Below are 24,909 nucleotides of genomic sequence, written 5' to 3'. Positions count from 1 at the left end.
ACTGGCGCTCCGCCCCTTTTCGATCGACATGAATATCTGCGTTACTCCGCAGCCTCTGCGTGTTGGGTCAGCGGCTCGACACGGGCGGCGCAATATTTGAACTCGGGAATCTTGCCGTAGGGATCGAGCATCGGGTTGGTGAGCTTGTTAGCCGGGCTTTCATTGAAGCAGAACGGCATGAACACCATACCGTCCGCGACTTCGCGGTCGGCGCGCAGGATTGCCTCGACGGTGCCGCGCCGGGTTTCGACCTGCACCATGTCGCCGATATGCAGGCCGCGCCGCTCGATCTCGTAGGGGTTCATGGCAGCGATGCCATAGGGCTCGATGGCATTGAGGACGCCGGCGCGCCGCGTCATGGCGCCGGTGTGCCAATGTTCGAGGATACGCCCTGTGGTGAGCACCAGCGGGTATTCCGCGTCCGGCACCTCGTCGGGCGGCAACAGGTCGGTCGGCACGATGCGGCCGCGCCCGTCGGAAGTCGGGAAGCCGGAGGTGAAGACGATCTCGTTGCCCGGCACGTCAGGACCGTCAGCCGGATAGATGACCGAGCCCTCACGCTCTATGCGCTCCCAGGAGATGTGCTTGAGCGAAGGCATCACCTGCGCCATCTCGGTATAGACCTCCGAGACATGGGCATAGTTCCAGTCGAGCCCCATGCGCTTGGCAAGGTCGATGATGAGGTCGAGATCTTGGCGCGCCTCGCCGGGCATGTCGAGCGCCGGGCGGCCGATCTGCACCTGACGGTTGGTGTTGGTGAAGGTGCCGAGTTTCTCGGCATGCGCCGAGGCCGGCAGCACCACGTCGGCATGCCAGGCGGTCTCGGTGAGGAAGATGTCCTGCACCACCAGATGGTCGAGCTTGGCAAGAGCGGCGCGGGCATGGGTCTGGTCGGGGTCCGACATGGCCGGATTCTCGCCCATGACATACATGCCCTTGATCTCGTCGGCATGGATGGCGTCGATGATCTCGACCACGGTCAGGCCGCGCTTGGGATCGAGCGTCTGGCCCCAGAAGTTCTCGTACTGACCACGAATGTCGATGTTCTCCACCGACTTGTAGTCGGGGTAGTACATCGGGATCAGGCCGGCATCCGAGGCGCCCTGGACGTTGTTCTGGCCGCGCAGCGGGTGCAGACCGGTGCCGGGACGCCCGACATGGCCGGTGATCAGCGCCAGCGCGATCAGGCAGCGCGAATTGTCGGTGCCGTGGGTGTGCTGGGAGACGCCCATGCCCCAGAAGATCATCGAGCGCTCGGACTTGGCATAGGTGCGGGCCACGTCGCGCAGCACCGAAGCCTCGATGCCGCAGACCTTGGCCATCTCCTCGGGCGAGAAGTCCTTGACCTTCTCCTTCAGCGCCTCGAAGCCGGTGACATTGGCCTGGATATATTGCTCGTCATAGAGCTTTTCCTCGATGATGACGTGCAGCAGCGCATTGAGCATGGCGACGTCGCTACCGGGCTTGAAGCGCAGCGAATGGGTGGCGTGGCGCATCAGGTCCTGGCCGCGCGGGTCCATGATGATGAGCTTGGTGCCGCGCTTGACCGCCTGCTTGAAATAGGTGGCGGCGACCGGATGGTTGGTGGTCGGGCGCGCACCGATGATGATGACGCATTCGGCCTTCATCGCATCCATGAACGGCGCCGACACCGCGCCGGAGCCGACGCCCTCCATCAGGGCCGCGACCGAGGAGGCGTGACACAACCGGGTGCAGTGGTCAACATTGTTGGTGCCGAAGCCCTGGCGGATGAATTTCTGGAACAGATAGGCTTCCTCATTGGAGCCCTTGGCCGAGCCGAAACCGGCAAGCGCGCTGCCGCCATCCTCATTGAGAATCTTCTTCAACCCGCTGGCGGCGCGTTCCAGCGCCTCCTCCCAGGTCGCCTCGCGGAAAACGGTGAGCGGGTCGACATTGCGCATGTCGGCATCGCCGGCCTTGGGCGCGTCGTCGCGGCGGATCAGCGGCTTGGTCAGCCGCTCCGGCGACATTGCGTAGTCGAAGCCGAAGCGGCCCTTGACGCAAAGCCGGTTTTCGTTGGCCGGGCCGTTGCGGCCGTCGATCTGGACGATTTTGTTGTCCTTGACCGCAACGCTGGTCTGGCAGCCGACGCCGCAGAACGGGCACAGCGAATCCACGACCTTGTCGAATTCCTGGATGGCGCGGGTCTTGCCGGCTTCATCCATGAGCGTCTTCTCGTAAAGCGCGCCGGTCGGACAGGCCTGTACGCATTCGCCGCAGGTCACGCAGGTCGAAAGACCCATCGGGTCGTGCATATCGAACACCGGCACCGTGTGGCCGCCGCGATCGGCCATGCCGATGACGTCATTGACCTGCACTTCCCGGCAGGCGCGCACGCAGGCGCCGCAGGCGATGCAGGCATCGAGATTGACGGCGATCGCCGGATTGGAGATGTCGAACTCGGCTACTTCGGCGGCGTCGAATTTGGACGGGAAGCGCGCGCTGCCCGAAATCCCCATCGAGGACGCCCATTGCCAGAAGGCCGACTGGTTGTCGGGGCCTTCCTCGGCCGGGCGCATATTGCTGGCGAGCAGTTCGAACACCATCTGGCGCGACTTCTCGGCCCGCTCGGTGCCGGTCTTGACCACCATGCCGGCGGTCGGCTTGCGGATGCAGGAGGCGGCAAGCACGCGTTCGCCTTCGATATCGACCATGCAGGCGCGGCAATTGCCGTCGGTGCGATAGCCCGGCAGGTCGACATGGCACAGATGCGGGATATTGGTTCCCTCGCGCTTTGCCACGTCCCAGATGGTCTCGCCCTCAGTCGCCGAAACCGTCTTGCCGTCAAGAGTGAATTCGATTCTGTCCGCCATCTCAGAGGTCCTCACGGAAATGCGTCAGCAAATGGTTGACCGGGTTGGGCGCGGCCTGGCCGAGCCCGCAAATGGAGGCGTCGCGCATCACCATCTCCAGGTCGCGCAGGCCTGCCTCGTCGAGTGTGCCGTCCTTCTGCAGGAGCGCCACCATCTTGCCTGTTCCCTCGCGGCACGGCGTGCACTGGCCGCAGCTCTCATGCTTGAAGAACTTCAGCAAGTTCAGCGTTGCCGCCTTGGCGCTGTCCTCATCGGAGAAGATGACGATCGCATGCGAGCCGACAAAGGCACCCTGCTTGGCAAGCTCGCCGCCGAAATCCAGCGGAATATCGCCCATCGAGGCCGGCAGGATGCCGCCCGAGGCGCCGCCCGGCAGATAGGCCTTGAAGCTGTGGCCATCAGCCATGCCGCCGCAATGCTCTTCGATGAGTTCGCGCACGGTGACGCCGGCCGGCGCCAGCTTGACGCCGGGGTTCTTCACGCGGCCCGACACCGACCAAGAGCGGATGCCCGGATGGCCGGGCTTGCCAAGGCCTGCGAACCAGTCCGCGCCCTTTTCTACGATGTCGCGGATCCACCACAGCGTCTCGACATTGTGGTTGAGCGTCGGCCGGCCGAACAGGCCGACCTCGGCGATATAGGGCGGCCGGTGGCGCGGCAGCCCGCGCTTGCCCTCGATCGATTCCAGCATCGCGCTTTCTTCGCCGCAGATATAGGCGCCGGCACCTCGCCGCAGCTCGATGAAGCCCGGCTTGGCAAGTCCTGCGGCCTCAAGAGCGGCAATTTCGGTGCGCAGAATGTGCAGTACGGCCGGATATTCGTCGCGCATATAGAAATAGATGCGCTCGGCCTCCACCGCGTGGGCGGCGATCAGCGCGCCTTCCAGCGTGCGGTGCGGGTCGCGCTCCAGATAGACGCGGTCCTTGAAAGTGCCCGGTTCGCCTTCGTCGCCATTGATCGACATCAGACGCGGCCCGGCATAGGAGCGCACGAACTCCCACTTCTTGCCGGCCGGGAAGCCCGCGCCGCCAAGCCCGCGCAGGCCCGCGCTCTGCATCGTGGCCATCAGTGTCTCGGCCGTGACCTTGCCGCTGCGCACCTTCTCCAGCAATTGATAGCCGCCTTCGGCGCGATAGGCCGCAAGGCCGGTATAGTCCGGCACCTTGATCTTGGTGTCGCCGCTTTTGGCCATCTCCAGCAGGCCTTCGACCGTGGCATGGTCGACCTCGCGGTCGCCGATGCGCGCTGCAGGCGCGCCGGCGCAGCGGCCCATGCAGGGCGCGCGCACCACGCGTACCGAGGCCGGGTCGGCTCCCTGTTGAAGCGCGCCGACCAGTGTCTCGGCACCGGCCAGCATGCAGCTTACCGAATCGCAGACCCTGATGGTGAGTGCCGGCGGCGGCGTCTCGCCTTCCTTGACGACGTCGAAATGGTCGTAGAAGGAGGCGACCTCATAGACCTCGGCCTGCGCCAACTTCATCTCATGCGCCAGAGCGCGCAAATGCCGCGCTGACAAATGTCCGTAGCGGTCCTGGATCAGATGCAGGAACTCGATCAAAAGGTCGCGGCGACGCTCGCGCGAACCCAGCAGCGCCTGGACCTCGCCAAGTGCGGTATCATCAAGTCCGCGGCCCTTCGGACCACGATCCCGCCGACGCCGATCATGAAATGTCATCGTCTCTCCCCTTGGCAGCTCATCTGTTCCGGCGATCCTGAAATTTGACTATAAGGCAAAAGATATTCCTCACGCTACACAAATTTCATATGTCGTCCAGGATATGTCCCATATGCACTAAATGCCGATATGGCAGCATCGGGCCGCGGTATCATTGCGGCACATGATCGCGCCGGTCCATTGGCCTTTCGATCAGAGTATTGTCCAGCTCACCGCATGACGCGACTTCGGATGCGAAAGCGAATGTCGCAATGGAGGCGGTGTTGGTTGCCTCGGCCCGCTGCCCTCATAATAGGCTGGAATAGGGCAGAAATGCCACGATCTCGCCCGGTGTGACATTTGTGGTTGTCTCGCCGAGTTCGACAAGCCCGTCTGTTTCGACCAGCGAGGACAAAAGCCCCGCCCCCTCGCGCGGAAATTTGACGGCCTCCAATGTGCCGTCTTCGGCCTTGCGCAGGCTTGCCCGGACATATTCGCGCCTTCCCTCTTTCTTACGGTAGGAAAAAGCGGCACGCAGCGGGACGGAAACGGAGGAGCCGGGTTGCATGCCCGCAAGCGCGGCAATTGCCGGGCGTGCGATATGGGCGAAGGTGACGAAGCTTGCTACCGGATTTCCGGGCAGGCCGATGAAGGGCTTGCCGGCGATCACGCCCATGGCGACGGGACGGCCGGGCTTGATGGCCATGCGCCAGAAGACCAGCGTGCCGACGCTTTCCACCGCCGCCTTGACGAAATCGGCCTCGCCGGTGGAAACGCCGCCGGAGGCCAGGATCAGGTCATGCGTTGCGGCGGCGTCACGCAGCATCGCGGCGGTAGAGCCCATATCGTCGCGCACGATGCCCAGATCATCGACCTCGCAGCCGAGCCGGGCAAGCATCGCCATGAGCATGAAGCGGTTGGAATCGAAGAGCTGGGCCGAGCCACGCGGCGTGCCGGGGGCGACGATCTCATTGCCGGTCGAAAGAACGGCAACGCGGATGCGCCGGCGTGCCTCGACATGGGTGAGGCCCAGCGCTGCAGCTAGCGCCACATCTTGCGGGCGCATGCGATGCCCCGCCTTGAGCACCGTCTGTCCGGCGGCGACGTCTTCGCCCTGCGGTCGGACATTTGCGCCGCGCCTGAGACCCGGCGGCAGGATGACCCGGCCGGCCTCGTCCAGCCGCACGTCCTCCTGCATGAACACCGTATCGGCCCCTTGCGGCATCGGCGCCCCGGTGAAGACGCGAACGGCCTGGCCGGCTTCCGCTGCGGCATTTGCGGCGGCCCCGGCCTGGACGCGACCGACGACTGCAAAGGCCTTTTCCTCGTCCATCGGCACGTCTACACCGCGCACGGCATAACCATCGACCGCCGAATTGGTGAAGGGCGGCAGGGACAACGGGGCGACGAGGTCGCGGGCGAGCACACGGCCATCCGCCTCGACCAGCTTCAGGGACTCGCTTTCCTCCACCGCGCTCAGGCGCGCGGCAAGCATTGCAATGGCGTCGTCGACGGGCAGCAACGGCCCGCCGAAGGCAAAGCAATCGTCAGTCAGTTGCGCCATTATCTCCTACCGTTTCGTCATCCCGACATTGGCCATTTGCGCCCTATCATTACATAAGGCTGACGCGCGACCCATTTCGTGCCAACGTCCCGACCCTAAGCATGAACCCGGAAAATGGGAACCGGCTTCGCGAAAAGATCATGCTCGTCAAAGAGATGGAAATGTGAGAACGCCATGCAGCATAGCAGCAACCCGCCCGGCCTTGCCGTCATCATGCCGGAGCCCGGCGATCCACGGCTGACGGAGCGGGTCGCCGGCGTCGACCAGAGCGGGCAGGCGGTGGAGATCAACGTGCCGGTCGAGCGGGCACTGACGCTCTATCTGAACTCGCAGGAGATCGTCACCATGATGACGATCAACGACTATCCGGAATATCTGGCGATCGGCTATCTGCTCAACCAGAACATGCTGAAGCCCGACGATGTCGTGACCGGGGTGGATTATGACGAGGAGCTTCAGGTCGCGGTGGTGCGCACCGAGCGCCACACCAATTACGAGCAGAAGCTGAAGAAGCGGACGCTGACATCGGGCTGCGCGCAGGGCACCGCCTTTGGCGACCTGATGGAGGCGGTGGCCGATATCGAACTGCCGGCGGCCGAACTGCGAACCTCCTGGCTCTACCAGATGACCCGCAGCATCAACACCACGCCCTCGCTCTATCTGGAGGCAGGCGCAATCCATGGTTGCGTGCTGTGCCTGAAGGGCGAGCCGATCTGCTATATGGAGGATGTCGGCCGCCACAACGCCGTCGACAAGATCGCCGGCTGGATGTACCGCCACAAGATCGATCCGGCCGACAAAATCCTCTATACGACCGGGCGGCTGACCTCGGAAATGACCATCAAGACGGTGCGGATGGGCATACCGATCCTGATCTCGCGCTCGGGCTTCACCGCCTGGGGCGTGGCGCTGGCGCGGGAGGTCGGGCTGACGCTGGTCGGGCGCGCGCGCGGCAAGCGCTTCATCGCGCTTTCGGGCGCCGAGCGGATCATCTTCGACCAGGATATGGCGGCAATCGAGGAGGAACCGGCGCGCCACCAGCGCAAGGGAGCCGAACATGACGCATGAGACACTGGGCGTGGTGCTGGCCGGCGGGCTGGCGCGGCGCATGGGCGGCGGCGACAAGCCGATGCGCGAGATCGGCGGCCGCACCATTCTGGACCATGTGATCGAGCGCCTTGCGCCGCAATGCGACGGGCTGGTGCTGAACGCCAATGGCGACCCGGCCCGCTTCGCCGCCTTCGGCCTGCCGGTGGTGGCCGACACGGTGGCCGATAATCCCGGTCCGCTGGCGGGTGTGCTGGCGGCACTCGACTGGGCGGCGCAGAACCGGCCGCAGGCGCAATTTGTGGTGAGCGTGGCAGGCGACTGCCCGTTCCTGCCACGCGACCTCGTCGGCCGCCTGCACGAAGCGCGGGAGCGCGACGAAGCCGAACTTGCGGTCGCCGCCTCGGGCGGGCGCTCGCATCCGGTGATCGGCCTGTGGAAGGTGGCGCTGCGCGGCGAGTTGCGGCATGCGCTGGTGGAGGAGGATCTGCGCAAGATCGACCGCTGGACCGCCCGCTATCGGCTCGCCACGGTCGACTGGCCGGCGGAACCGGTCGATCCCTTCTTCAACGCCAATACGGTCGAGGATTTGTCGGAGGCCGAGCGGCTGGCGAAGCTGGCGGGGTAGTGGGACGCTGGCGAGGCAAACACCCTACGTTGCCCCCTCTGCCCTGCCGGGCAGAAGGGGGTGCGAAGAAATAAAAACTTGACCAGTCAAGCCGGCCGGAACCCTGCCTTCTCCAGCACGTCGCGGCACTCGGCAGAATGCAGCGCTTCCAGAAACGCCTGCACCGCCAGTCGATCCTTGCGCGCCGAGACCAGCGCGAAATCATAATGCTCCTCGGCGAGCGCAATGAAGCCGAGCCCCGCGGCTTGCGCCACCGGCGCAATGGTGACGCCCCAGTCGGCGCGGTTCTGCTTGACCGCTGCGGCTACCGCATTGTGCGAGCGCGGCTGGTTCCAGTAGCCGTCCGGCCGTGCCTTGCCTAGCAGCCGGTCGATCAGGATGCGGGTGCCGGCGCCCTGGTTGCGATTGACCATCAGGCAGGACGGATCGGCAAGGGCGGCGGCAATGGCGTCTTCGACGGAGCGGCCCTCGAAACGTTTGTCGCCGGGGCGATAGACGATGCCCTGCATGCGCCGCCAGCCGGGCACCAGTTCCAGTCCGTCGGTAAGGAAGGGTCCGTTATAGACCTGCGTCTTCTCGTCGAGCAGATGGATCGGCGCCAGGTCGCATTCGCCGCGCCTTGCGGCCGACAAGCCACCGAGACTGCCAACCGCCAGCGAGCGTGCCGATAGGCCGGCGCGGGCAAGCGGCTCCAGCACAAGATCGAGCCCGGTGCAATGGCTGCCGATGATGACGAGATCGGGCACGCGCAGATGCGGCGTGAACAGCGTCACCTCGGCCTCGGTTCCGGCCGGCAGATGGTCGGCGAGCGCATCGATGCGCAGGAAGCCGTCGGCCTGCGCGAAGGAGGTGATGGCGCCAGACCCCTTGCCGGTCGGATAGGCGATCAGCCCTTCCGCGCCCTCCACCAGCGACACCATGACGAATTCGGCACGGCCGAGTTCGGAGGCGACGCGCAGCGGGACCTTGGTGGCCACATGGGTTTCGGCGCGCGGCGGCAGGCCTGCCATGCGCCGCAGCACCGGCACGATCATGTCATGGAATGTGAACATCGCCGAGGTCGGGAAGCCGGGCAGGATGACGACCGGCTTGCCGTCGCAAACGGCAAGGCAGAGCGGCTTGCCGGGCTTGAGCGCCACGCCATGGGCGATGATGCCGGGCTTGCCGAGGCGGGCGATGATGCGGTGGCTGACATCGCCGGCGCCTTTGGAGGTGCCGCCCGACAGGATCAGCATGTCGGAAGCTGCAAGCGCCTCGCGCATGGCCGCTTCCAGCTTGGCCTCGTCATCGGCGATGGCACCGTAAAACACCGCCTCGCCGCCATTTTCCTCGATTGCCGCGCAGACGATCGCGCCATTGGTGTCATAGACGGCGGCAGGCGGCAGCGGATAGCCCGGCTGCACCAGTTCGTCGCCGGTGGACAGCACGGCAACGCGCGGCCGGCACGCAACCTTGACGCTGGCCACGCCGCAGGCGGCGAGCATGCCGATCTCGCGCGAGCCGATCACAGTGCCGGCGCGCAGCAGCATCTCGCTGCGGGCGATGTCGGAGCCGGCATAGGAGACGAACTGGCCGGGCGAGGCACCGCGCCTTATTTCAATGGCATCGTCGCCGGCAGGCTGCGTATGCTCGACCATGACCACGGCGTCGGCACCGCGCGGCATCGGGCCGCCGGTGGCGATGGTGGTCGCCGTACCGGCCGCGACGGCCTCAGTCGGGGCGGTGCCGCAATGGATGGTCTCGCCATTCAGGCGCAGCCGCACCGAGCCTGCCTCCGAAGCCGAGACGATGTCGGCGGAGCGCACGGCAAAGCCGTCGACATTGGAGCGGTCGAAGGGCGGCACGTCGATGGGCGCGGTGACGTCCTCTGCCAGGGCCAGGCCGAGCGCATCGGCAAGCACCCGCTCTTCGCCGGGCACGGGACGCGGAAACAGCGCCGCCTGGAAGCGGACAAGCGCTTCCTCTCGTGACAATATGGTCAGGAACTGGTCCTGGCCGATGCCTTGCCGGGGGCGGGGGGCGGATGAAGGCGATCTGGTCATGGCCGCGCCCTTACATCACACCGCCCGCAGGGGGAAGGCCTCGACGGGGAATGCGGCGGCATGGCCCTCGCTGTCGCCGGCAATGGCAAGCCAGGCATCGCCATTTCGGATATGGTCGAGCGGTAGGCCTCCCACCGAAAGCACCTGCCAGGCGGCGGCTTCCCGGTGCAACAGCGCGATCTCGGCAACGCCGATGGAAGACGAGATCTTGCGGGACAAAGGCAGCGTGATGCCAGAGCGCACAAGCCGGCCGGACAGGCGGTCGAGCAGCGGCTGCACCAGCAGCAGATAGGCCGAGAGCGCATGGCCGGGCAGGCCGGGAAGCGCCACGACAGGCATATTTTCAAGCTTGCCGGTTGCTGCCGTCTGGCCCGGCCGCAGCGCGATGCCGCGGGCAATCAGGGCATTGCGCATGGAAAGTGCCTCGGCCGTGGCGTCACCGCGCCCGGCGCCGGTGCCGCCCACCAGCACGACGAGATCGGCGGAAGCCGCGTCGAGCGCGGCGGCGATCGATTGAGCGTCGCGGGCAATCGTTTCGACTGTGATGTTTGCGCCATCGGTGCGCGCCAATTCGGCGATGAATTGCGTGGTTGTGCTGCTGCCATCCACAGCAGCGACATCGATCAGGCGCAGCCGCGGTGAGCGGACCATGACCGCATCACAGCCGGTTGCGCGCAGGGCAAGACGGTCAGCGGGAGCCAAAGGGCGGCCGGGGATGACAAGTAGGCTGCCTTTGGCCATCTCCTCGCCGGCACGCCGCACGCCTTCGCCGGGAATGGCATCAGTCAGCGCCTGCGCCAGTGGCCCAAGCTGCTCGACCAGGGCGGCTTCCAACACGCAGTCGCAGCCATCGGGCAGCGCCTCGCCGGTCTCGACCCATGAAGGCGCATCGACCAGCGGAACGGGCGAATAGGCGGAGGCGCCGACGAGGTCGAGCGACCGCAATGCCCAGCCGTCGAGCGCAGCGGTGTTGCGGGCAGGGTGGGGTGCGCTAAGCATCGGCATCTCGGCGGCGATGCGCCCGCCGCAATCGGCAAGCGGCACTGATATGGGCGCAACCGGAACCACGCCGTCGAGCAGCTCGGCAAGCGCCGATTCGAGGCTGGTCAGTGCGCCGCTCGAAGGCTGCGTTCTGCTCATGCCATAATGATGGGCAGCGCCGCGGCACTTTGCAACAGCGGCGGTGTCGTCGCCAAGAGCCTCGTGGCAGCAGCGCCGCCAGCTTCAAGACCCGAATGATTTTTTATATTTACATATCCTATCCAGGGGGATAGGTGTTGAGCATGAGCGAACCCCATGTCCACCAAACGCATCCTGAGATCGCCAAGCGGCTGAAGCGCGCGGAAGGGCATCTGCGCAGCGTCGTCGCCATGATTGAGGCTGGGCGGCCCTGCCTGGACATCGCCCAGCAGCTTCATGCTGTGGAAAGGGCGATCGGGCAGGCCAAGAAGACCCTGATCCAGGATCATCTCGATCACTGTCTTGATGACGTCGTCGGGCCGCTGGCGCGCGAACAGCGCCAGACGATCGACGAGTTCAAGGAAATCACCAAATATCTGTGAGGTCGGCTGACCTCACGCCATTCGACTGGATTTGAGAGGTCCCGACCCCCGATGACTCCCTTTGCCGAACTGGTGCAGCAGGGTGCTGCACATGCCTGGCTGTTCATCCCCAGTGCGATCCTGCTTGGCGCACTGCACGGGCTGGAGCCGGGCCATTCCAAGACGATGATGGCCGCCTTCATCATTGCCGTGCGCGGAACCGTCACGCAGGCGGTGCTGCTTGGCCTTGCCGCGACGGTTTCCCATACGATGGTCGTATGGGGGATTGCGCTGGGCGGCATGTATCTGTGGCGCGGCATGGAGGCAGACGCCTTCGAGCCCTATTTCCAGTTGGTGTCCGGCATCATCATCATCGGCATGGCCGCGTGGATGCTGTGGCGCACCTGGCAGGACCAGCAGATGGCCAAAGCGGGTGCGCATGACCATGCCCACCCCCATTCCGACCATGATCACGGCCATCATCATGACCACGATCACCATCACGGCCACTCACATGCGGCGCATCATCATGACGGTCATTCGCATGGTCATGAGCACGCCGATGGGGACCAGCTCGTCCTGGAGCGCGACGACTATCAGGACGCGCATGAAATGGCGCATGCCAACGACATCCGCCGCAAGTTCACCAACCGCAATGTCACCACCTGGCAGATCATAGTGTTCGGCTTGACCGGCGGCCTCATCCCCTGTCCGGCGGCAATCACCGTGCTGTTGCTTTGCCTGCAGCTCAAGGAGTTCACGCTGGGCTTTGCCCTGGTGCTGTGTTTCTCGATCGGCCTGGCCATCACGCTGGTCACCGTTGGTGCTGCCGCGGCGCTGAGCGTGCGCCACGCAACCAAGCGCTGGTCATGGTTCTCGACCGCCGCGCGCCGGGCGCCCTATGTTTCGGGCCTGCTCATCGTCGCGGTCGGCCTCTATGTCGGCTATCACGGCTGGCTGGGCCTGCCGGCCTGATGGCGCGGCCTGCCTGCCCCAGAGGCAGGCAGGCCTTAAGGCATGATCGGGCGTTAACCTTAATTAACATATTGGTTTCATTACATAAATGTAATGGGGTGTTCAGTTTCGGTTCATCCGGCGGCGGCTAGGGTCCTCGCATCGACAACGAGGAACCACTGAAATGAAACTGTTTACCCGTTCTATCCTTGCAGCTGTCGCCCTGTCGGTGTTGACGGTGCCCATGGCGCAGGCCCAGAGCCGCTATGACGGGCCACGCCATGGCCAGCACTACAGCCAACCGAAGAAGCCGAATTTCAATTCGCAGCACAAGCGCTACAAGTTTGACCGGCGTGCCACCAACCACCACCATTGGTCGAAGGGTAAGCGCCTTCCAGAATGGCAGCGCAGGCAGGCCGTGCGCGACTATCACCGCCATGGGCTGAAGCGGCCCGGCCGAGGCCAGCAATGGGTGAAGGTGGATAATGACTATCTGCTGGTCAGCCTGGCGTCGGGCATCATCGCCGGCATCGTGGCAGGCCGGTAGCACGGCTGCCACAGGAAGATGGCCGCGACGCTGACGCCCCCTCTACCCGCTTGCGGGGAGGGCAAAGGGTGAGGGGCGTTTCCGTCAAAACTAAACTGCCTAAACCCGGCCGTCGTGCCGGGTTTTTCTTTGGTTGACACCGTATGGGGGCGCTATCCAATTCCTTGTCCGAGCGGCAGAATTCCCGAAAGCCGGATTTCCCCTTTCCGGTTCGATGCTACCCCGATCAGACGTGCCGGTAATCACTTTTCCCGACTGCCCTCATGGCGGTTTTTGCCGGAATCTATGCGCCTGGCCGTCAGTGGCAGAAGGTCAGCGTGAGGCTCGGCGTCCGCGCCGTTGCGCCGGGCCTCCAATCCTCGGGGGCAGGCATGAACGAGACCGCCGATATCGTCGATGAAATGCTGTGCATGGCGAAGGACCCTGAAACCTTCACCAAGGAGGATATGGCCGAAATGGTCCTTCTTGCTGCCACCGAGATCATAAGGCTTCGGGAATTCCCGCCGGTCTGGGTGAGGAACAAGGGCGGGCTGTCTCGCCGTCCTTCGACCGAAAGGCCGCGCTGACGAGCTAGCGCCCCTATGCCGCAGTCGCTTGCCGCAGATTAAGTTGCTAGCCTGCCTTCCGCGTGTCGCCTTTACAGGCACGCCCGGAGCACAAAGCGGCGCAGGGTCTGCCGCCCTCCACAAATTCCCAATGGTCAGGAAGGAACTCGAATGAGCAATCGTATCGTCTTGCGCACGGGCGAGGCATTGGCCGCCGGCGGCCCTCCCGGAACCGCGGCAGAACCGGAAGTCGTGATCGGCGAACTCGACGGCCCGGTAGGCACCGCGCTTGCCACGCTGGTCGGCGACCAGGTGGCTGGCCATACGCGTGTCTTTGCGCTTCTCAACACCGATATCATGGTGCGTCCCGTCACGCTGTGCGTGTCCAAGGTGACGGTCAAGACCACACGCTACACCAACATATTGATGGGCACGGTGCAGTACGCGATCGCTAATGGCGTGCTGGATGCGGTGCGTGCCGGCTTCATTCCGAAGGAAAAGGCCAACGACCTCGGCATCATCTGCTCGGTCTGGCTGGCGCCTTCGGTGATCGAAGCCGAAAATCTCGACCACAAGATCCTGTTCGACCTGCATCGCAAGGGCACCACCGAAGCGATCCGCAAGGCCATGACCAACGAACCCTCGATCGATTGGCTCCTGGAGAACCAGGACAAGATCATGCACAAATACCACCAGCTCGGCCTCGACGGTAAGCTCTGAAGCTTCCATCCGGGTCTGACGGATACGGATCGCGAAGGGCAGGCCGCCTTTCGCGATTCTAAGTCTGCATTCCCGGCACCGGATGGCGGGCCGTTTGCGCCTCCCCCCGCTTGTCCGCGATCGGCTTCTCATGTATTTTTTTGCCGGTTTCTGTTGGGAGGCGGGGATGAAGACTTACAGCATGGTCATGCTGGCTACGGGCGCGCTCATTTTCTCATATGCGCTCGGCACGCCGGCTCGCGCGGAAGGAACCCAGTGGGCGGGCAGCATCAATTGCTCATATGGTTCAGGCAGCCTGAAACTGGCGATCGACGGGAACGGCAACATCACGGGAAACGTCACGAACGGAACCGTCAATCATGGCGGAAAGCGCGGAACCCAAATCTACTTCGAAACATATAACGCGTTCGGCAACCGCGCGTTTTTCCGGGGGCAGCTGGACGGTTTCAACATGTCCGGCACCTATACCCAGACCTCCAACAGCGAGACCTGCAGGTGGCAGGCCAGCATGGTCGGCGTCTTTGCCGACAAGCCCAAGTCGCTCAAGCAAGACGCTTTCGACGTTCTTAAAAAGGGCGTGCGCAAATTGACGCCTGAAAATTCCGACAGGCCGAATCGGTCAGACGGCTTGGGGAACGGCGGCGGCGTTCGGGGCTAGCCTCAACCCATTGAACAGGTGGCAGTCTGCACGGTGTTCCGGCAGGTTATCCCTGACATGATAATAAAAATGCCAGGCCGGGACTTCAGGCCCTGCTTCGGCGGGTTCTTCTTTGCCACAGGACAAAGTGACTCCGTCACCAACCAACTATTCATTCTCCGGACAGCACGTCTTGAAGTCAGGAGAATGCAGTGAACTACGCTATCTATCTGGGTGTCCTGTCGGTGGCCGTGGTGGCCGTCCTGTCGCTTCTCGGGTTCAGATGATCGAGGCTGAAATCGAGCCTTCGGCGCCGCTTCAAGGCGCCGGAGGATTTTTTTTGCGTTACCTCCATATCGGAGGCCAGGTTCGGTTACCTGAAGTTCCCGGGTAGCGTTCGTCTTCTTGCTGTCACACCGAGCGGGAACGGATCAATCTCCTTGGGTGCCTGCGCCGATAGCGGGATGGGCCGGCTTACAAAAATATTGAAGTAACCGCTCGATGGATAAGCCAAATTGGCGTCGAAAGAGCAAGAATGTAGCTCCTCAACGCCACTTCGACAGACGCAAACAAAGTGAAACTATGACCCAGCGCGACCCACAGCCAGACGAAGACCACGCCAAAGCCATAGCTGATCCAAGAGCCAATGCGCCTGGCAGGCGAGCGCGTTATTTGCATCGCCGGTTTACCTGTGGACGGGAACAGCCAGCCTTCTGCGGCCATCGCAAGACCGTGGTGGAACGCCCATAGAGCCCATGGCAAGTTCAATGCATGCCAGAGCCCGATCACCATCATCGATGTCACCATCGAGAGAACGAGGGAGCGAGATTTCAGGAAGGCCGGAAGATAGACACGACGCATCACCCATTGGGACAGGGTGATATGCCAGTGACGCCAGTACTGTCGAATTCCGCTGCGCACCAGTGGCCAGTCGAAATTTTCCGGTATCCGGCGGCCTGCAGTTCTGCCAGCGCCGATAGCCAAGTCGCAATATGCCGAAAAATCAATATATACGTAAGCGACGTTGGCAAGCAGCATGGTTGCGACAACTTTTGGGCTGCTGCCCCAGCCAGCAATCAAAAACTCATCCATACTGGCCGCAACAATCGGCAACAGGAAGGCATCGGCAAGAAGCTTTTTTACCAACCCAATACAAACTCTTGCTGCCCCCGCGGAGAAATCAATCAGCGAATAGGAGCTGATTTGGCTGCGCAGGAAATCTGGATAAGTGAGGATTGGTCCCGCGGCCAATGTATGCGGCAGCAACATGAACGCGAGATAGTTACGGAAGTTCAGATCCTTGAGCGTGCCGCCATAGGCATTGAGCATCAGGTCGACTATTCTGATGGCGAAATACGAGACGCCCAATGGTAGTGCGAGCCAAAATCCGCCAGGATTTGCAAATGCTGCGGAAATCTGTGGAGCAACGAATTTCACGAACGAGATGATTGCAATGACACCGACGAGCGCGGCAACCAAGGCACGAGATCGCTTCTCGGTCACTCTGGCAATCCACTTCACCGAGATGTAGCCACCTGCAACAAATGCGACGGCAATCGTTAGACCAACAATGCCGGTTGTCGCTATCCATGCCGTTCCAAGCGCGACCAAGGCAACGCTCTCGACCTTCGGCCACCGCCTCAGCCAAACCAAAACAGGGCCGAGCAGAGTAAGCAGGAGAAAGCCGTACAGGACCTTCTCGCCGGAAGCCGCCGCATGGCGCTTTGCCGTCGCCGCCTCAAAGGTGACTTGCTCGATATAGGAAGTGTCGCTGGTCGGCTGGATCAGCAGAACTGTCTCCTGCTCGTTTCCCACCCTCAGGACAAGCCGGCATCTATTGGCTCCATCCTGAACGCTGGGCCGACAGATGGTCCGAGTTTCAAAATGAGACGCTGTTCGATTGATGACTTGGATGGGAGGCCCGTCAAATGTGAGCGCAATCACTCCCACATGATCGAACCCCTGTGACTGCAGCGAGAGCCGCAGACTTTCCGAGTCCTCGGCGCGCAATCGGACAGGAGACGAAAGCGGCAGGCTCACGATCTCCTTATCGACACCCCCAATAGAGTCGCCTGTAGAGAGAGGCCGATGAATTTCCATTGAGAGATCGATGGGTCGATCAAGTGAAAGTAGAGAGAATAATGCTGCCCCCAGAACAGCAATAAGCAACAAAGTTGCAAGCCTGTTCATATCTTACTTTATCTTCCGCAATTGGGGATTGTTTCCGAAAACAGCTTTAAAAGCTCTCCGCTCAATTTTTCACGACCAGAGCGCAAGAGATGCTGCTGGTCGAAAAAATCCTGCTCGTTCAACTCGGGTCTTATTCGCCAGTCCAGAACTCTTCCTCTGGAGGATTCCAACTCGCCAAGTGTTTTCTGAAGGTATTTTTCCGACCGCTTTCTGAATGGAATCAGAGAGCTACTTTCCGGCAAAACGAGGAATAAAACATTCGACCCGCCATTCGTCATCAAATTTGCGAATGAAGACCACATATATCCGCCGTCACTATGATTCGACTCGAGAAGTGATAGGCGTTCAGAAATCATCTGATCAACTATTCTTACTTTAGCTTCTATCGGTTTAGGAGGGTAATGATATCTATTTGAATAACCTTCAAAGGGGTCGGTGTATATTCCTGAATCTATACTTTCTGCAGAAGTGTGACCCCAGGTTAATTTCGTGAGATTGTTAACCAACCAGCCCGTCCATCTGAGAGGCGGGAACGAATAACCAACATTGATGCCATTTTCTGACAGCAGATGCCTTACCTCAGCGGGAATGCCAAATGGCATACGAGATGAGTTCGCGCGGCGCGCAACGTCCTCCATGGATTCTTCGAATCGAAGATAGTTCACCCCGACGACGACCGATGCGAGCCGTCCCTTGGGCATCGCCTCAGTGATTGCCCACGCCTCTGCAAGCGTTTGGTCGGAAGAGCCCCCATTGATGAAGCGAATTGCCCGGCCACAGCGATTGGACAGCTCGCTGGACACGTAGTCGTCAGATGGAGTCAATTCCCGCGAAGTTGACCCGCCGAGCAGCAGTACGATGTCCGCTTCTTCCTGGAAGGACCGCGCGATTTTCCACGGGATGTAGACCCATTCTGGCGCCTGCCATTCCGGGAACGGGCGCAAGGGCTTCGAAAGTTTCAGGGCTTCAAAAGCGCCGGTAGTTTCGAACGCGGCAAGCACACCGATTGCAAGCGTCAAGGCCACGAGAAATGCTAGCGCCCTTTCACGTGTGGTGATCCATAAGCTCTCTGCACCTTTGAGCCAGAGTTTGGCGAGACTAGAAACCAACGTAGCGAAATGCACTGGCATCCCCTTGCCTTGCCGCCACGTCAATCAGGATTGCCGCCATCCCGCCCAGCACTACTGAATATGCAACGACAAGCCAGAACTGCCGTAACCATCCACGCAAGATAAGAAGCGACATAGGCTTACTGCAGCCTTTGGAATGACAGATGACTGCTTCTCAAGGACTCTCGATCGATTTTTCCGCTTGCAAGCCGGGGCAGGGCGCCTTCCACCTTATACATCAAGCTCGGTATAAACCTTGGATGCAGCCGACTACGAAGGTGGGCAACGATCTCTGCCCATTTCGGCAGATCACCAGAACCGCTATCCACGACGAAAAGGGCAGCGCATTGCCCCAACAGGCGATGCTCGACAGCCAACACGCAATAGTCGATGGCGGGCAAGAGCGGAGCGAGTTCGACTTCTATGGTGTGACGGTCGACTTTCTCTCCGCCGACCTTGAAAACGTCATTCGACCGTCCATTCAGTGTCACCACACCATCCGCGTCGATCGATCCAACGTCCCCGGTGCTGAACCAGCCATCTTTCATCGGGGAAAAGTCGCCTCCGGGCAAATAATACCCGGCAGTAAGCAATGGCGACCTGGCTTCGATGACCCCCGTTTCAGCCGAAACTCGAGCCCGAAAACCCGGTAGTGGCAAACCGGCAGATTCCTTGCGCCCAAGAAGGAACTGGTGGGGCATGCAGCAGAACCTTCCGCCGAGTTCCGTCAGCCCATAGAGTTTGTGAACGAGCGTGTCGGGAAACCGTTCCAGTACCTGATCGATCATTGATGGCATCAAGAAATCGCCGGAACTCACCATCATCACAGGACATGAGGAATCTAACCTGTTCCCCATTCTTACCAGCTGGATTGGGCTCCCCCCAAATCCCACTGCCCCTGTAGAGAATGTCGTCTCATAGATATCGTCGCCACCGGCGCTTAGGTGATGGCATGGCAGGTCAAACTGCCACGCCATCAGCAGGTGGTTCAGGCCGGACATCAATCCGACATCAATGTCGATTGCCCAACCGGTGCATTTCCAGATCTCCATGACCGCCCCTGCCGACAGAGCGTTCAACAGGATTTGGTCAAGCACCAAGGCGACACCCTTCGGCTGCCCGGTCGATCCACTCGTCATCATGATGATGTCGCCATGGCGCTCACCGATGAAGGCATCGCTGTCGAGCATTTTTACACTGCAGCGGTCGATCACGCCTTCATCGAAGTGCAGCTTCAAGTCCGGCCGAACTGCATCTGCAATGGCGTCGGGCGGGATCACTGCATCGCGCCACGGGACACTGATAAATCCTTCCATGCGGGCAGCGATGAGCGCCGCCAAAAACGCAGCGGGCTGGGATGAAGGCAACAAAACGCAAGGAGGATTCAGCCCGATTCTCGCCGCCAGATTTTGACGAACTTGCGAGAACTGCTGAGCCAACGCTTTGGCGGCTTTCAAAATTTCCGCAACCGAATAGCTTTTCCCTCGCGAAGAAATTGCCGTTGCGGCTCCATTTCGTCGACGAAGGGAGGCCGATTGTACCACTGAGGCGGCCATCTACTTGCTCGAAAGCGCGCCAGCCAAGGTGCGGCAACTTTGAAACTGTTCGAATGTCAGATCCGCGGCACCAAGCTGAATGCCAAGGCGCCCTTCGAGTTCCAGGAGAATGTTGATCATGCTGGCGGAGTCGATCGCGCCGCTGTCGATCAATGCAAAATCCGGGGTTAACTCCAGGCTCGGATCGACGAAGGGCCGAACGATGCTGATGATCTCGTTGAGGATGTCTTCGTTGCTTGTCATTTGAGCACTCTAGGGCCGACGTTAACCAGCGGCCAGCCGGCGTTTTGCGTTTTGGGCGTGACGATCTGCGGCTGCACGAACAGCTTCTTGTGTCTTTCCAGCTACGGCATCTGCTTCAGCTTTATGGGCACTGATTTCGTAGCCGACGGGTTTGTAGACCAAATCATCTGCATGTTCGAGCACATGCCTGCCCAGTGCCAGTTTTCGCGCCTGGTCGACAAATGCACATCCCATCTCCACCGACTTTTTCCTCGCGAGGAACTCGCCATCATAGATCATGCCGATGATAGGATGGTGCAGCACCGTATGGTGCCTGATTGCAGAAGTTAACATTCGCAAATGGAGGTTCTGGCGGGCTGACAACTCGCTAATCACGAAGGGAGCGACGAGAATGTCCGTAAGTGCGTAGTTATCCCGACGCAAATATCGGGTTCTCTCAATGAATTGCTGGTAGACAGAAACGAGGTTGCTTCTGTCTTCCGGACTGTAACTGCATATCAGAACGGCGTCTGGCTCGATGATATCCTTGTGATGCTTTACAAAGAAGTCATCAGACGTCGTAATAATGCACCGGTAGTCCTCCTTCTTTCCGACATCGACAGGACAGACATCGCAGGCAATGCAGCGAACCACTTCCTCTCTAGCGACATCGACAACTGAAATGTCGACGTCCTCAACGGCTGCTTCGACATCCTTTGCCCATTTGTGGAAGAGTTCATATCCAGCACCATCGGCAGTATCTTGGAGTAACCAAAGCTGAATCTTCAGCCGGTCTTTGAAGTGCAAAGAAGTTTCACGAGCCGATTTGAAATAATTGGCCACCCGCGCGACACGTCGCCCAGTGCCCAGGCAAGTCTCTATGCCATATGCATCCGAATGAAACTTGCCGACATCCCCGGCAACCGCCGTGCCTCCGTATTGAGCCGTCGTTTCGCTGCTGTTTCCAACTGCCAGAAAATCCAGGTTGACCATATCCAGCATCTGGTAAATGAGAGTGGTCTCCTGGCCTCCGTTCCTTTTCGCGCCCACGGCAAGTCCACCGTAAACCTTGCCTTTGCATGCTGCTTTGAGTTTTGGATCAGACGCGATGAATTCTACAAGCGACTGCGCCAGCGACCCTCGGTCGCCAAAATAGACCGGGCCGGAAAGCACGAGGGCGTCAGCATTTTGTATTTCCTCAGCCAGCCTATCCAGATTCCTCCCCTTCCCCGTCACCGGGAAATGGGCCGATAAAGATACATGACTGATTTCCGCGCCCTCTTGCTGTGCAGCCCATAAAGCTGCCGCAAGCGCCGCCTCCGAATTACTGAGTCCACGCTCACCGCGCAGCTTCCTGAGCGCTGCGTAGATCTCATCGAATGGCTTGCCGTCAGCGCGACCTGCCGCAACGAAATCATCGAATCTCAGCTTCGTCTGTGCCTGGAGGAAAGATGCCAGCTCGTCCTGGGTTGAAGTTCGAGCCAATTCCTCAACCAGCGCCTTGCTTCCGAGACCGAATCTTGCGTTTCGTAAGCTGGACGAGATTCCCAAAACGCGCGTCATGCTACAATCTCCCGGCTCGCAGTCTTCTGACTGATCCGTTGTGGCTTATTGCAGGAACTGCAATGGACGACAAGGATCGGAACTCGTTTTCCGCTGAGCCCGAAACTACCTCGTCGAAAGGATATTTTGTGCCAGGATCCATCGCTCTTGTCTTGCAAAAGCGAGCGAATGCGATTTGGTGACCGGATATCACCAGCCCGCGCGGCACTGGTCCGGGGCAGGCACTGAGGCGAGCCGGGCCGATGAGCGGCCATGGTCGGCTTGGGCTGGAACGATGATTTTGCTTCACTGTCCAGCCGATCGAGAGCAGCCTCTTTGATGTGGATATGGGCAGAGGGCGGCTAGCGGCTTGCCTGGCCTGTTAGTAGAGTGCGTGCTTTACTGGCTTGGGTGAAACATGTTTCCGAAATTGGCGATCGTGGCAGTGGTTGCCGCGCTTTCTATGGTTTGCAGCGTCGCATCGGCATCCAACAGGATTGTCGACGCGCCGACCGAAAATTTGGGAACGTTTCTCTGGGACAATCGGCCATCATCCGAGATGACAGATGCCTACATCCAGGACGCAATCGGTAGGCACGACCCCTTTCAAATTTTCTTCGGATTGTTTCGCGCGATACGTGATTCCCACCTCAAGGGAGAATCGGCTCGGCTGGAGAGTGCCCTCTCGTTCCTGGATTTTATGATCGATGAATATGAGCCTGCCGTCCGCGATGGTCTTGGCGTGCGATATCGATACGGCTACGCGCACAACAAGATCGACCCGGGCTGGTGGTCGGGCATGGACGGGTTTTCGGCGCCGATGACCATGTACGCTGCATGGGAGATAACCGGTAAGGAGCGCTACCGGTCAGCAGCCTTGGCTACCGCAAAGCTTGCCCTTCAATCACCGCTGGACGGTGGCTCGGTGTGGAGGTCCGAAAAAGGATGTTGGATTTCTGAATATTCCTGGACCGGAATGAGCGAGGAGGATGAGTATCATGTCTTGAACGGACATCTGTTTGGCTTGCATGCCCTGCTGCTATTAGCCAATGCATCGCAGGACAAAGATCTGCTCGAAGCCTACGACTGTGCGGCTCGTGGCACAAAGACCATGGCCGATGATTTCATTCGCGCGGACCGGAAGTGGACATGGTACCAGAGTACGCCGAAGGTCATAATCCCAGTCAATTATCTCCTCTTCGAATCCGCCGAGTTTGAATCGTTGTTCAATCTCACCGGCGATCCGTTTTATCGTGAGCAAGTTGGATTAAGGCGTTCCTTGTTCGCTCAGGAATACCCGCTTGCGCTCATCTCAGGCGAGAAGGGCTTTAGGGTGGTCGCAAAGGCGCTGGGTGCACCGCATCCTTACCTCCCGGATGTCTACCCCTACCGCATCGAATGCGAAGTTCTGGGGCAAACCGTATCGGCTGATCACCGACAAATGCATTATAAAAATCTCGACCTTTCCCAGCGGCTAGTCACCTCGCTGCAAGTGCCCAGCCGGCCGGATAGATGCGACTATTCGATCCTGCGTGGAGACATGACGGTAAAGGTCTTTAGCCAGACCGAATTTCCAGAAGTGGCCGATCAGCCATTGACGCTGGACCTCAAGCCCGAGGCCCAACTCGATGCGGTTGCTATCGACGGCAATACAATAACCATCTCTCCGGAGTTCAAAGCTTCACCGAACAAGGAGACAGCAGCCAATGATGAGGCGAGAATCGTGTTCGATGCTCCTGCAGATTGGCAGCCAGGGTCATTATTCGCTTTCATCGCCCAGCCAGATTTCAATGCGGCGATCGCCTTTCTCCTGGTCGACAGCCAAGGAAACACTGCTTCGCGCGGATACCCGATGCTCAAAGCCGACTGTGAAAATCTTATCATGCTCGCTCCTGTCGGGTTTGAGAACGAAGGGACGATTGGAGGAGACCGAGAGCTGAAGTTCCGGATCTTCACCCAAGACCTCGACAGTGACAAATCGATAGTTTTGTCAGATTACGCACTACTTTCGGGACCGGCCGACGTGGCAACCTATATCGCTGCACACAAAGACGCCTGCTACCGGCAAAATACACTGATCGACTAACCTTATTAGGAGTTTATGGGGATTCGACAGCGAATGGCGTCTGACCATGGCGTATTCCCAATAATCAGGCTCGTCCCAGCGGCTTTGAAGAGCTTCACGGAGATATCGCCCCGCGCCGGCCGCTGAAGCGGCGAAATGCTGTGCTCCAGTTTCCCACATGTGCGGGCAGGTCACGCCATGCCAGCCGGGTTCGAACAATCCGGAGCATCGCTTGAATGAAGCGGCAACTGTCGTTGCCGCTGCGTCCCGGGGGGCAGCGGGTTTACCCAGGCAATGCGGGCCCATCGTCGTTCGCCGCGCGGCGGTTCATCATAGTGAATCCCCATAAGCCTGACGACATTGCTGGCTTCATCTCCATATTCAGTAAAAGGATATCGGCCAGACTATATTTCTATCCGATCGCCTTCCAATGGAGTTTACGAACTTACCGTCGCAGCACAGGTAATATCGTATCGATCTACAGGCGTCGGCAGCCTGAGAAGCAATTGAGCAGGAGCAGATACCAGCAAAGATCGACGGTTAGTTCAGGCTGACTTCTTCAATCCTTCCGACATCTGCCCCAAATTCCAGGCGGACAAACTTGGCACCAGGGATAGTCGCTTTCTCACCATTGACAGCAACGGTTCCTCCGCTACGCCATTTCTGCAAATCATCAGAGAATGAAAGCCGCAACGCCTTCCCAGCTCGTGCTTTGATGGAGATTGATGTGGCTGAACCGATCGGTAACACCAGCCAGCCATCACAGTAGACACGCATTGCTGTCTCTGGATTGCCATCAATGGCCAGATCGTAGTTGTAGTCTCCCTTCCCCATCCGATAGTTACATTCGTCGGAAACGGGTGCGAAAGCCGGCCATGCCGGGATTGGCATCACGGCTTGCAATGCGACATTGCGGTTTCCATTGTCGCTCTCGATATCTACACGAAACGCTGTCGTATAAATCGGCTCAAATTCTGCTTGGTATATTTTCGACGTATTGCCCTTGACCGTCGCCAAAACCTTCCAGCCGATGTCAGTCACCGCCGATACCGTGAAGTCTCTCGGTATAGCTTTGTCCCCATTTCCATGGATAGCTAGTCCCGAATATACCTCCCCTGGAGCATCAACTTGAATCCATGTAGGAAAATCGGCGTGCGACCAATAAGCATTGCCGTAGTGTCCTGCGGCACCGTCTGGGCCGTGCTTTACCGGGTCTACTGACCCTTTTGCGCTGTACGAGTAATTCGTTAGCTCATAGGCTTGGAATCGACTGGCCCATTCAAGAAATATCGGATCGCCAGCTACATCGTAGAGCCAAAGAAGTTGAGATACGTGGAGGGCATTATAGTCATATCTTGGTGCAAACTTGCGGTAACCTGGTGAGTAAAGAGAGTAGCGCTCGTGGACAAAGGTTGACTGCGGAATCCGGTTTTGATTCAAGGCTTCCATTTGGAGGCAGCTTTGGGCGAACGGATTGGGTTGACGGACGAGGAATGGACACTGATCGCCCGC

The 24,909-nt window shown here is 60.2% G+C and carries 20 protein-coding genes and 1 pseudogene; 9 read left to right on the top strand and 12 right to left on the bottom strand.

Annotated features, from left to right (window positions below; genetic code table 11):
• Window positions 1-41: 41 nt before the first annotated feature.
• From fdhF to EET67_RS10825, 3 genes are all read right to left on the bottom strand, one after another.
• A complete protein-coding gene (fdhF, locus tag EET67_RS10835) occupies window positions 42-2,834 on the bottom strand; it encodes a formate dehydrogenase subunit alpha (RefSeq protein WP_128626197.1) in 2,793 nt (930 codons plus the stop codon).
• 1 nt (window position 2,835) lies between these two features.
• Entirely contained in the window at window positions 2,836-4,509 is a 1,674-nt protein-coding gene (locus EET67_RS10830; protein WP_128626196.1) for an NAD(P)H-dependent oxidoreductase subunit E, read from the bottom strand.
• A 286-nt stretch (window positions 4,510-4,795) separates the two neighbouring features.
• A complete protein-coding gene (locus tag EET67_RS10825) occupies window positions 4,796-6,052 on the bottom strand; it encodes a molybdopterin molybdotransferase MoeA (RefSeq protein WP_128626195.1) in 1,257 nt (418 codons plus the stop codon).
• Between the two features lie 174 nt (window positions 6,053-6,226).
• Between EET67_RS10825 and EET67_RS10820 the strand changes: the two genes are divergently transcribed.
• Both EET67_RS10820 and mobA read left to right on the top strand, forming a co-directional pair.
• Window positions 6,227-7,120: a formate dehydrogenase accessory sulfurtransferase FdhD gene (locus EET67_RS10820; RefSeq protein WP_128626194.1), complete on the top strand. Its 894-nt coding sequence runs from the start codon at window positions 6,227-6,229 to the stop codon at window positions 7,118-7,120.
• Window positions 7,110-7,727: a molybdenum cofactor guanylyltransferase MobA gene (gene mobA / locus EET67_RS10815; protein ID WP_128626193.1), complete on the top strand. Its 618-nt coding sequence runs from the start codon at window positions 7,110-7,112 to the stop codon at window positions 7,725-7,727. The genes EET67_RS10820 and mobA overlap by 11 nt, the downstream gene beginning before the upstream one ends.
• An 86-nt stretch (window positions 7,728-7,813) precedes the next feature.
• Here the strand turns inward: mobA and EET67_RS10810 are convergent, their stop codons facing one another.
• Both EET67_RS10810 and EET67_RS10805 read right to left on the bottom strand, forming a co-directional pair.
• The gene (locus EET67_RS10810; protein WP_128626192.1) at window positions 7,814-9,769 is read right to left on the bottom strand and encodes a molybdopterin biosynthesis protein; all 1,956 of its coding nucleotides are present in this window, start codon (window positions 9,767-9,769) and stop codon (window positions 7,814-7,816) included.
• A gap of 15 nt (window positions 9,770-9,784) precedes the next feature.
• Entirely contained in the window at window positions 9,785-10,909 is a 1,125-nt protein-coding gene (locus EET67_RS10805) for a molybdopterin-binding protein (RefSeq protein ID WP_128626191.1), read from the bottom strand.
• 143 nt (window positions 10,910-11,052) lie between these two features.
• Between EET67_RS10805 and EET67_RS10800 the strand changes: the two genes are divergently transcribed.
• The 6 genes from EET67_RS10800 (at window position 11,053) to EET67_RS10775 (ending at window position 14,734) form a co-directional block, all read left to right on the top strand.
• Complete coding sequence (locus EET67_RS10800; RefSeq protein WP_128626190.1) at window positions 11,053-11,331, top strand: metal-sensing transcriptional repressor; 279 nt, start codon at window positions 11,053-11,055, stop codon at window positions 11,329-11,331.
• Between the two features lie 51 nt (window positions 11,332-11,382).
• Entirely contained in the window at window positions 11,383-12,285 is a 903-nt protein-coding gene (locus EET67_RS10795) for a nickel/cobalt efflux protein RcnA (RefSeq protein WP_128626189.1), read from the top strand.
• Between the two features lie 163 nt (window positions 12,286-12,448).
• The gene (locus tag EET67_RS10790) at window positions 12,449-12,811 is read left to right on the top strand and encodes an RcnB family protein (RefSeq protein WP_128626188.1); all 363 of its coding nucleotides are present in this window, start codon (window positions 12,449-12,451) and stop codon (window positions 12,809-12,811) included.
• A gap of 263 nt (window positions 12,812-13,074) precedes the next feature.
• On the top strand, window positions 13,075-13,377 hold the full coding sequence (locus EET67_RS10785) for a hypothetical protein (protein ID WP_128626187.1): 303 nt from the start codon (window positions 13,075-13,077) through the stop codon (window positions 13,375-13,377).
• Window positions 13,378-13,527: 150 nt separating this feature from the next.
• A complete protein-coding gene (locus tag EET67_RS10780; RefSeq protein ID WP_128626186.1) occupies window positions 13,528-14,076 on the top strand; it encodes a formaldehyde-activating enzyme in 549 nt (182 codons plus the stop codon).
• 130 nt (window positions 14,077-14,206) lie between these two features.
• Complete coding sequence (locus EET67_RS10775; protein WP_128626185.1) at window positions 14,207-14,734, top strand: hypothetical protein; 528 nt, start codon at window positions 14,207-14,209, stop codon at window positions 14,732-14,734.
• 453 nt (window positions 14,735-15,187) lie between these two features.
• Here EET67_RS10775 and EET67_RS10770 read toward each other — a convergent pair whose 3' ends face one another.
• The 5 genes from EET67_RS10770 to EET67_RS10750 form a co-directional block, all read right to left on the bottom strand.
• Window positions 15,188-16,903 carry an MBOAT family O-acyltransferase gene (locus tag EET67_RS10770; RefSeq protein WP_128626184.1) on the bottom strand — a complete coding sequence of 572 codons (1,716 nt, stop codon included), beginning with the start codon at window positions 16,901-16,903 and terminating at the stop codon, window positions 15,188-15,190.
• A gap of 8 nt (window positions 16,904-16,911) precedes the next feature.
• The gene (locus EET67_RS10765; RefSeq protein WP_128626183.1) at window positions 16,912-18,027 is read right to left on the bottom strand and encodes a hypothetical protein; all 1,116 of its coding nucleotides are present in this window, start codon (window positions 18,025-18,027) and stop codon (window positions 16,912-16,914) included.
• A gap of 125 nt (window positions 18,028-18,152) precedes the next feature.
• Window positions 18,153-19,568 (bottom strand): class I adenylate-forming enzyme family protein, encoded by a 1,416-nt coding sequence (locus EET67_RS10760; RefSeq protein ID WP_128626182.1) that lies wholly within the window; start codon window positions 19,566-19,568, stop codon window positions 18,153-18,155.
• Window positions 19,569-19,811 (bottom strand): phosphopantetheine-binding protein, encoded by a 243-nt coding sequence (locus tag EET67_RS10755; protein WP_128626181.1) that lies wholly within the window; start codon window positions 19,809-19,811, stop codon window positions 19,569-19,571.
• 21 nt (window positions 19,812-19,832) lie between these two features.
• Window positions 19,833-21,353, bottom strand: a complete 1,521-nt coding sequence (locus EET67_RS10750) for a flavodoxin family protein (protein ID WP_128626180.1) — start codon at window positions 21,351-21,353, stop codon at window positions 19,833-19,835.
• A 397-nt stretch (window positions 21,354-21,750) separates the two neighbouring features.
• Here EET67_RS10750 and EET67_RS10745 point away from each other — a divergent pair, with 397 nt between their 5' ends.
• Complete coding sequence (locus EET67_RS10745; protein ID WP_128626179.1) at window positions 21,751-23,418, top strand: D-glucuronyl C5-epimerase family protein; 1,668 nt, start codon at window positions 21,751-21,753, stop codon at window positions 23,416-23,418.
• Window positions 23,419-23,512: 94 nt separating this feature from the next.
• Here the strand turns inward: EET67_RS10745 and EET67_RS26625 are convergent.
• Both EET67_RS26625 and EET67_RS10735 read right to left on the bottom strand, forming a co-directional pair.
• Window positions 23,513-23,653, bottom strand: a pseudogene (locus EET67_RS26625) (transposase); the annotation flags it as partial.
• Window positions 23,654-23,937: 284 nt separating this feature from the next.
• The coding region (locus EET67_RS10735) for a hypothetical protein (RefSeq protein WP_210211116.1) at window positions 23,938-24,909 on the bottom strand (972 nt) is incomplete at its 5' end.

The sequence above is a fragment of the Borborobacter arsenicus genome, from assembly GCF_003934165.1.
Lineage (GTDB): Bacteria > Pseudomonadota > Alphaproteobacteria > Rhizobiales > Rhizobiaceae > Pseudaminobacter > Pseudaminobacter arsenicus.
The sequence above is the reverse complement of the archived record's forward strand: the minus strand, read 5'-3'. Positions and strand labels throughout refer to the sequence as shown.

Bases quoted from the DNA above. Each gene is read 5' to 3' on its own strand.
- fdhF (WP_128626197.1), bottom strand. From the start codon at position 2,834: ATGGCGGACAGAATCGAATTCACTCTTGACGGCAAGACGGTTTCGGCG.
- EET67_RS10830 (WP_128626196.1), bottom strand. From the start codon at position 4,509: ATGACATTTCATGATCGGCGTCGGCGGGATCGTGGTCCGAAGGGCCGC.
- EET67_RS10825 (WP_128626195.1), bottom strand. From the start codon at position 6,052: ATGGCGCAACTGACTGACGATTGCTTTGCCTTCGGCGGGCCGTTGCTG.
- EET67_RS10820 (WP_128626194.1), top strand. From the start codon at position 6,227: ATGCAGCATAGCAGCAACCCGCCCGGCCTTGCCGTCATCATGCCGGAG.
- mobA (WP_128626193.1), top strand. From the start codon at position 7,110: ATGACGCATGAGACACTGGGCGTGGTGCTGGCCGGCGGGCTGGCGCGG.
- EET67_RS10810 (WP_128626192.1), bottom strand. From the start codon at position 9,769: ATGACCAGATCGCCTTCATCCGCCCCCCGCCCCCGGCAAGGCATCGGC.
- EET67_RS10805 (WP_128626191.1), bottom strand. From the start codon at position 10,909: ATGAGCAGAACGCAGCCTTCGAGCGGCGCACTGACCAGCCTCGAATCG.
- EET67_RS10800 (WP_128626190.1), top strand. From the start codon at position 11,053: ATGAGCGAACCCCATGTCCACCAAACGCATCCTGAGATCGCCAAGCGG.
- EET67_RS10795 (WP_128626189.1), top strand. From the start codon at position 11,383: ATGACTCCCTTTGCCGAACTGGTGCAGCAGGGTGCTGCACATGCCTGG.
- EET67_RS10790 (WP_128626188.1), top strand. From the start codon at position 12,449: ATGAAACTGTTTACCCGTTCTATCCTTGCAGCTGTCGCCCTGTCGGTG.
- EET67_RS10785 (WP_128626187.1), top strand. From the start codon at position 13,075: ATGGCGGTTTTTGCCGGAATCTATGCGCCTGGCCGTCAGTGGCAGAAG.
- EET67_RS10780 (WP_128626186.1), top strand. From the start codon at position 13,528: ATGAGCAATCGTATCGTCTTGCGCACGGGCGAGGCATTGGCCGCCGGC.
- EET67_RS10775 (WP_128626185.1), top strand. From the start codon at position 14,207: ATGTATTTTTTTGCCGGTTTCTGTTGGGAGGCGGGGATGAAGACTTAC.
- EET67_RS10770 (WP_128626184.1), bottom strand. From the start codon at position 16,903: ATGAACAGGCTTGCAACTTTGTTGCTTATTGCTGTTCTGGGGGCAGCA.
- EET67_RS10760 (WP_128626182.1), bottom strand. From the start codon at position 19,568: ATGGCCGCCTCAGTGGTACAATCGGCCTCCCTTCGTCGACGAAATGGA.
- EET67_RS10755 (WP_128626181.1), bottom strand. From the start codon at position 19,811: ATGACAAGCAACGAAGACATCCTCAACGAGATCATCAGCATCGTTCGG.
- EET67_RS10750 (WP_128626180.1), bottom strand. From the start codon at position 21,353: ATGACGCGCGTTTTGGGAATCTCGTCCAGCTTACGAAACGCAAGATTC.
- EET67_RS10745 (WP_128626179.1), top strand. From the start codon at position 21,751: ATGTTTCCGAAATTGGCGATCGTGGCAGTGGTTGCCGCGCTTTCTATG.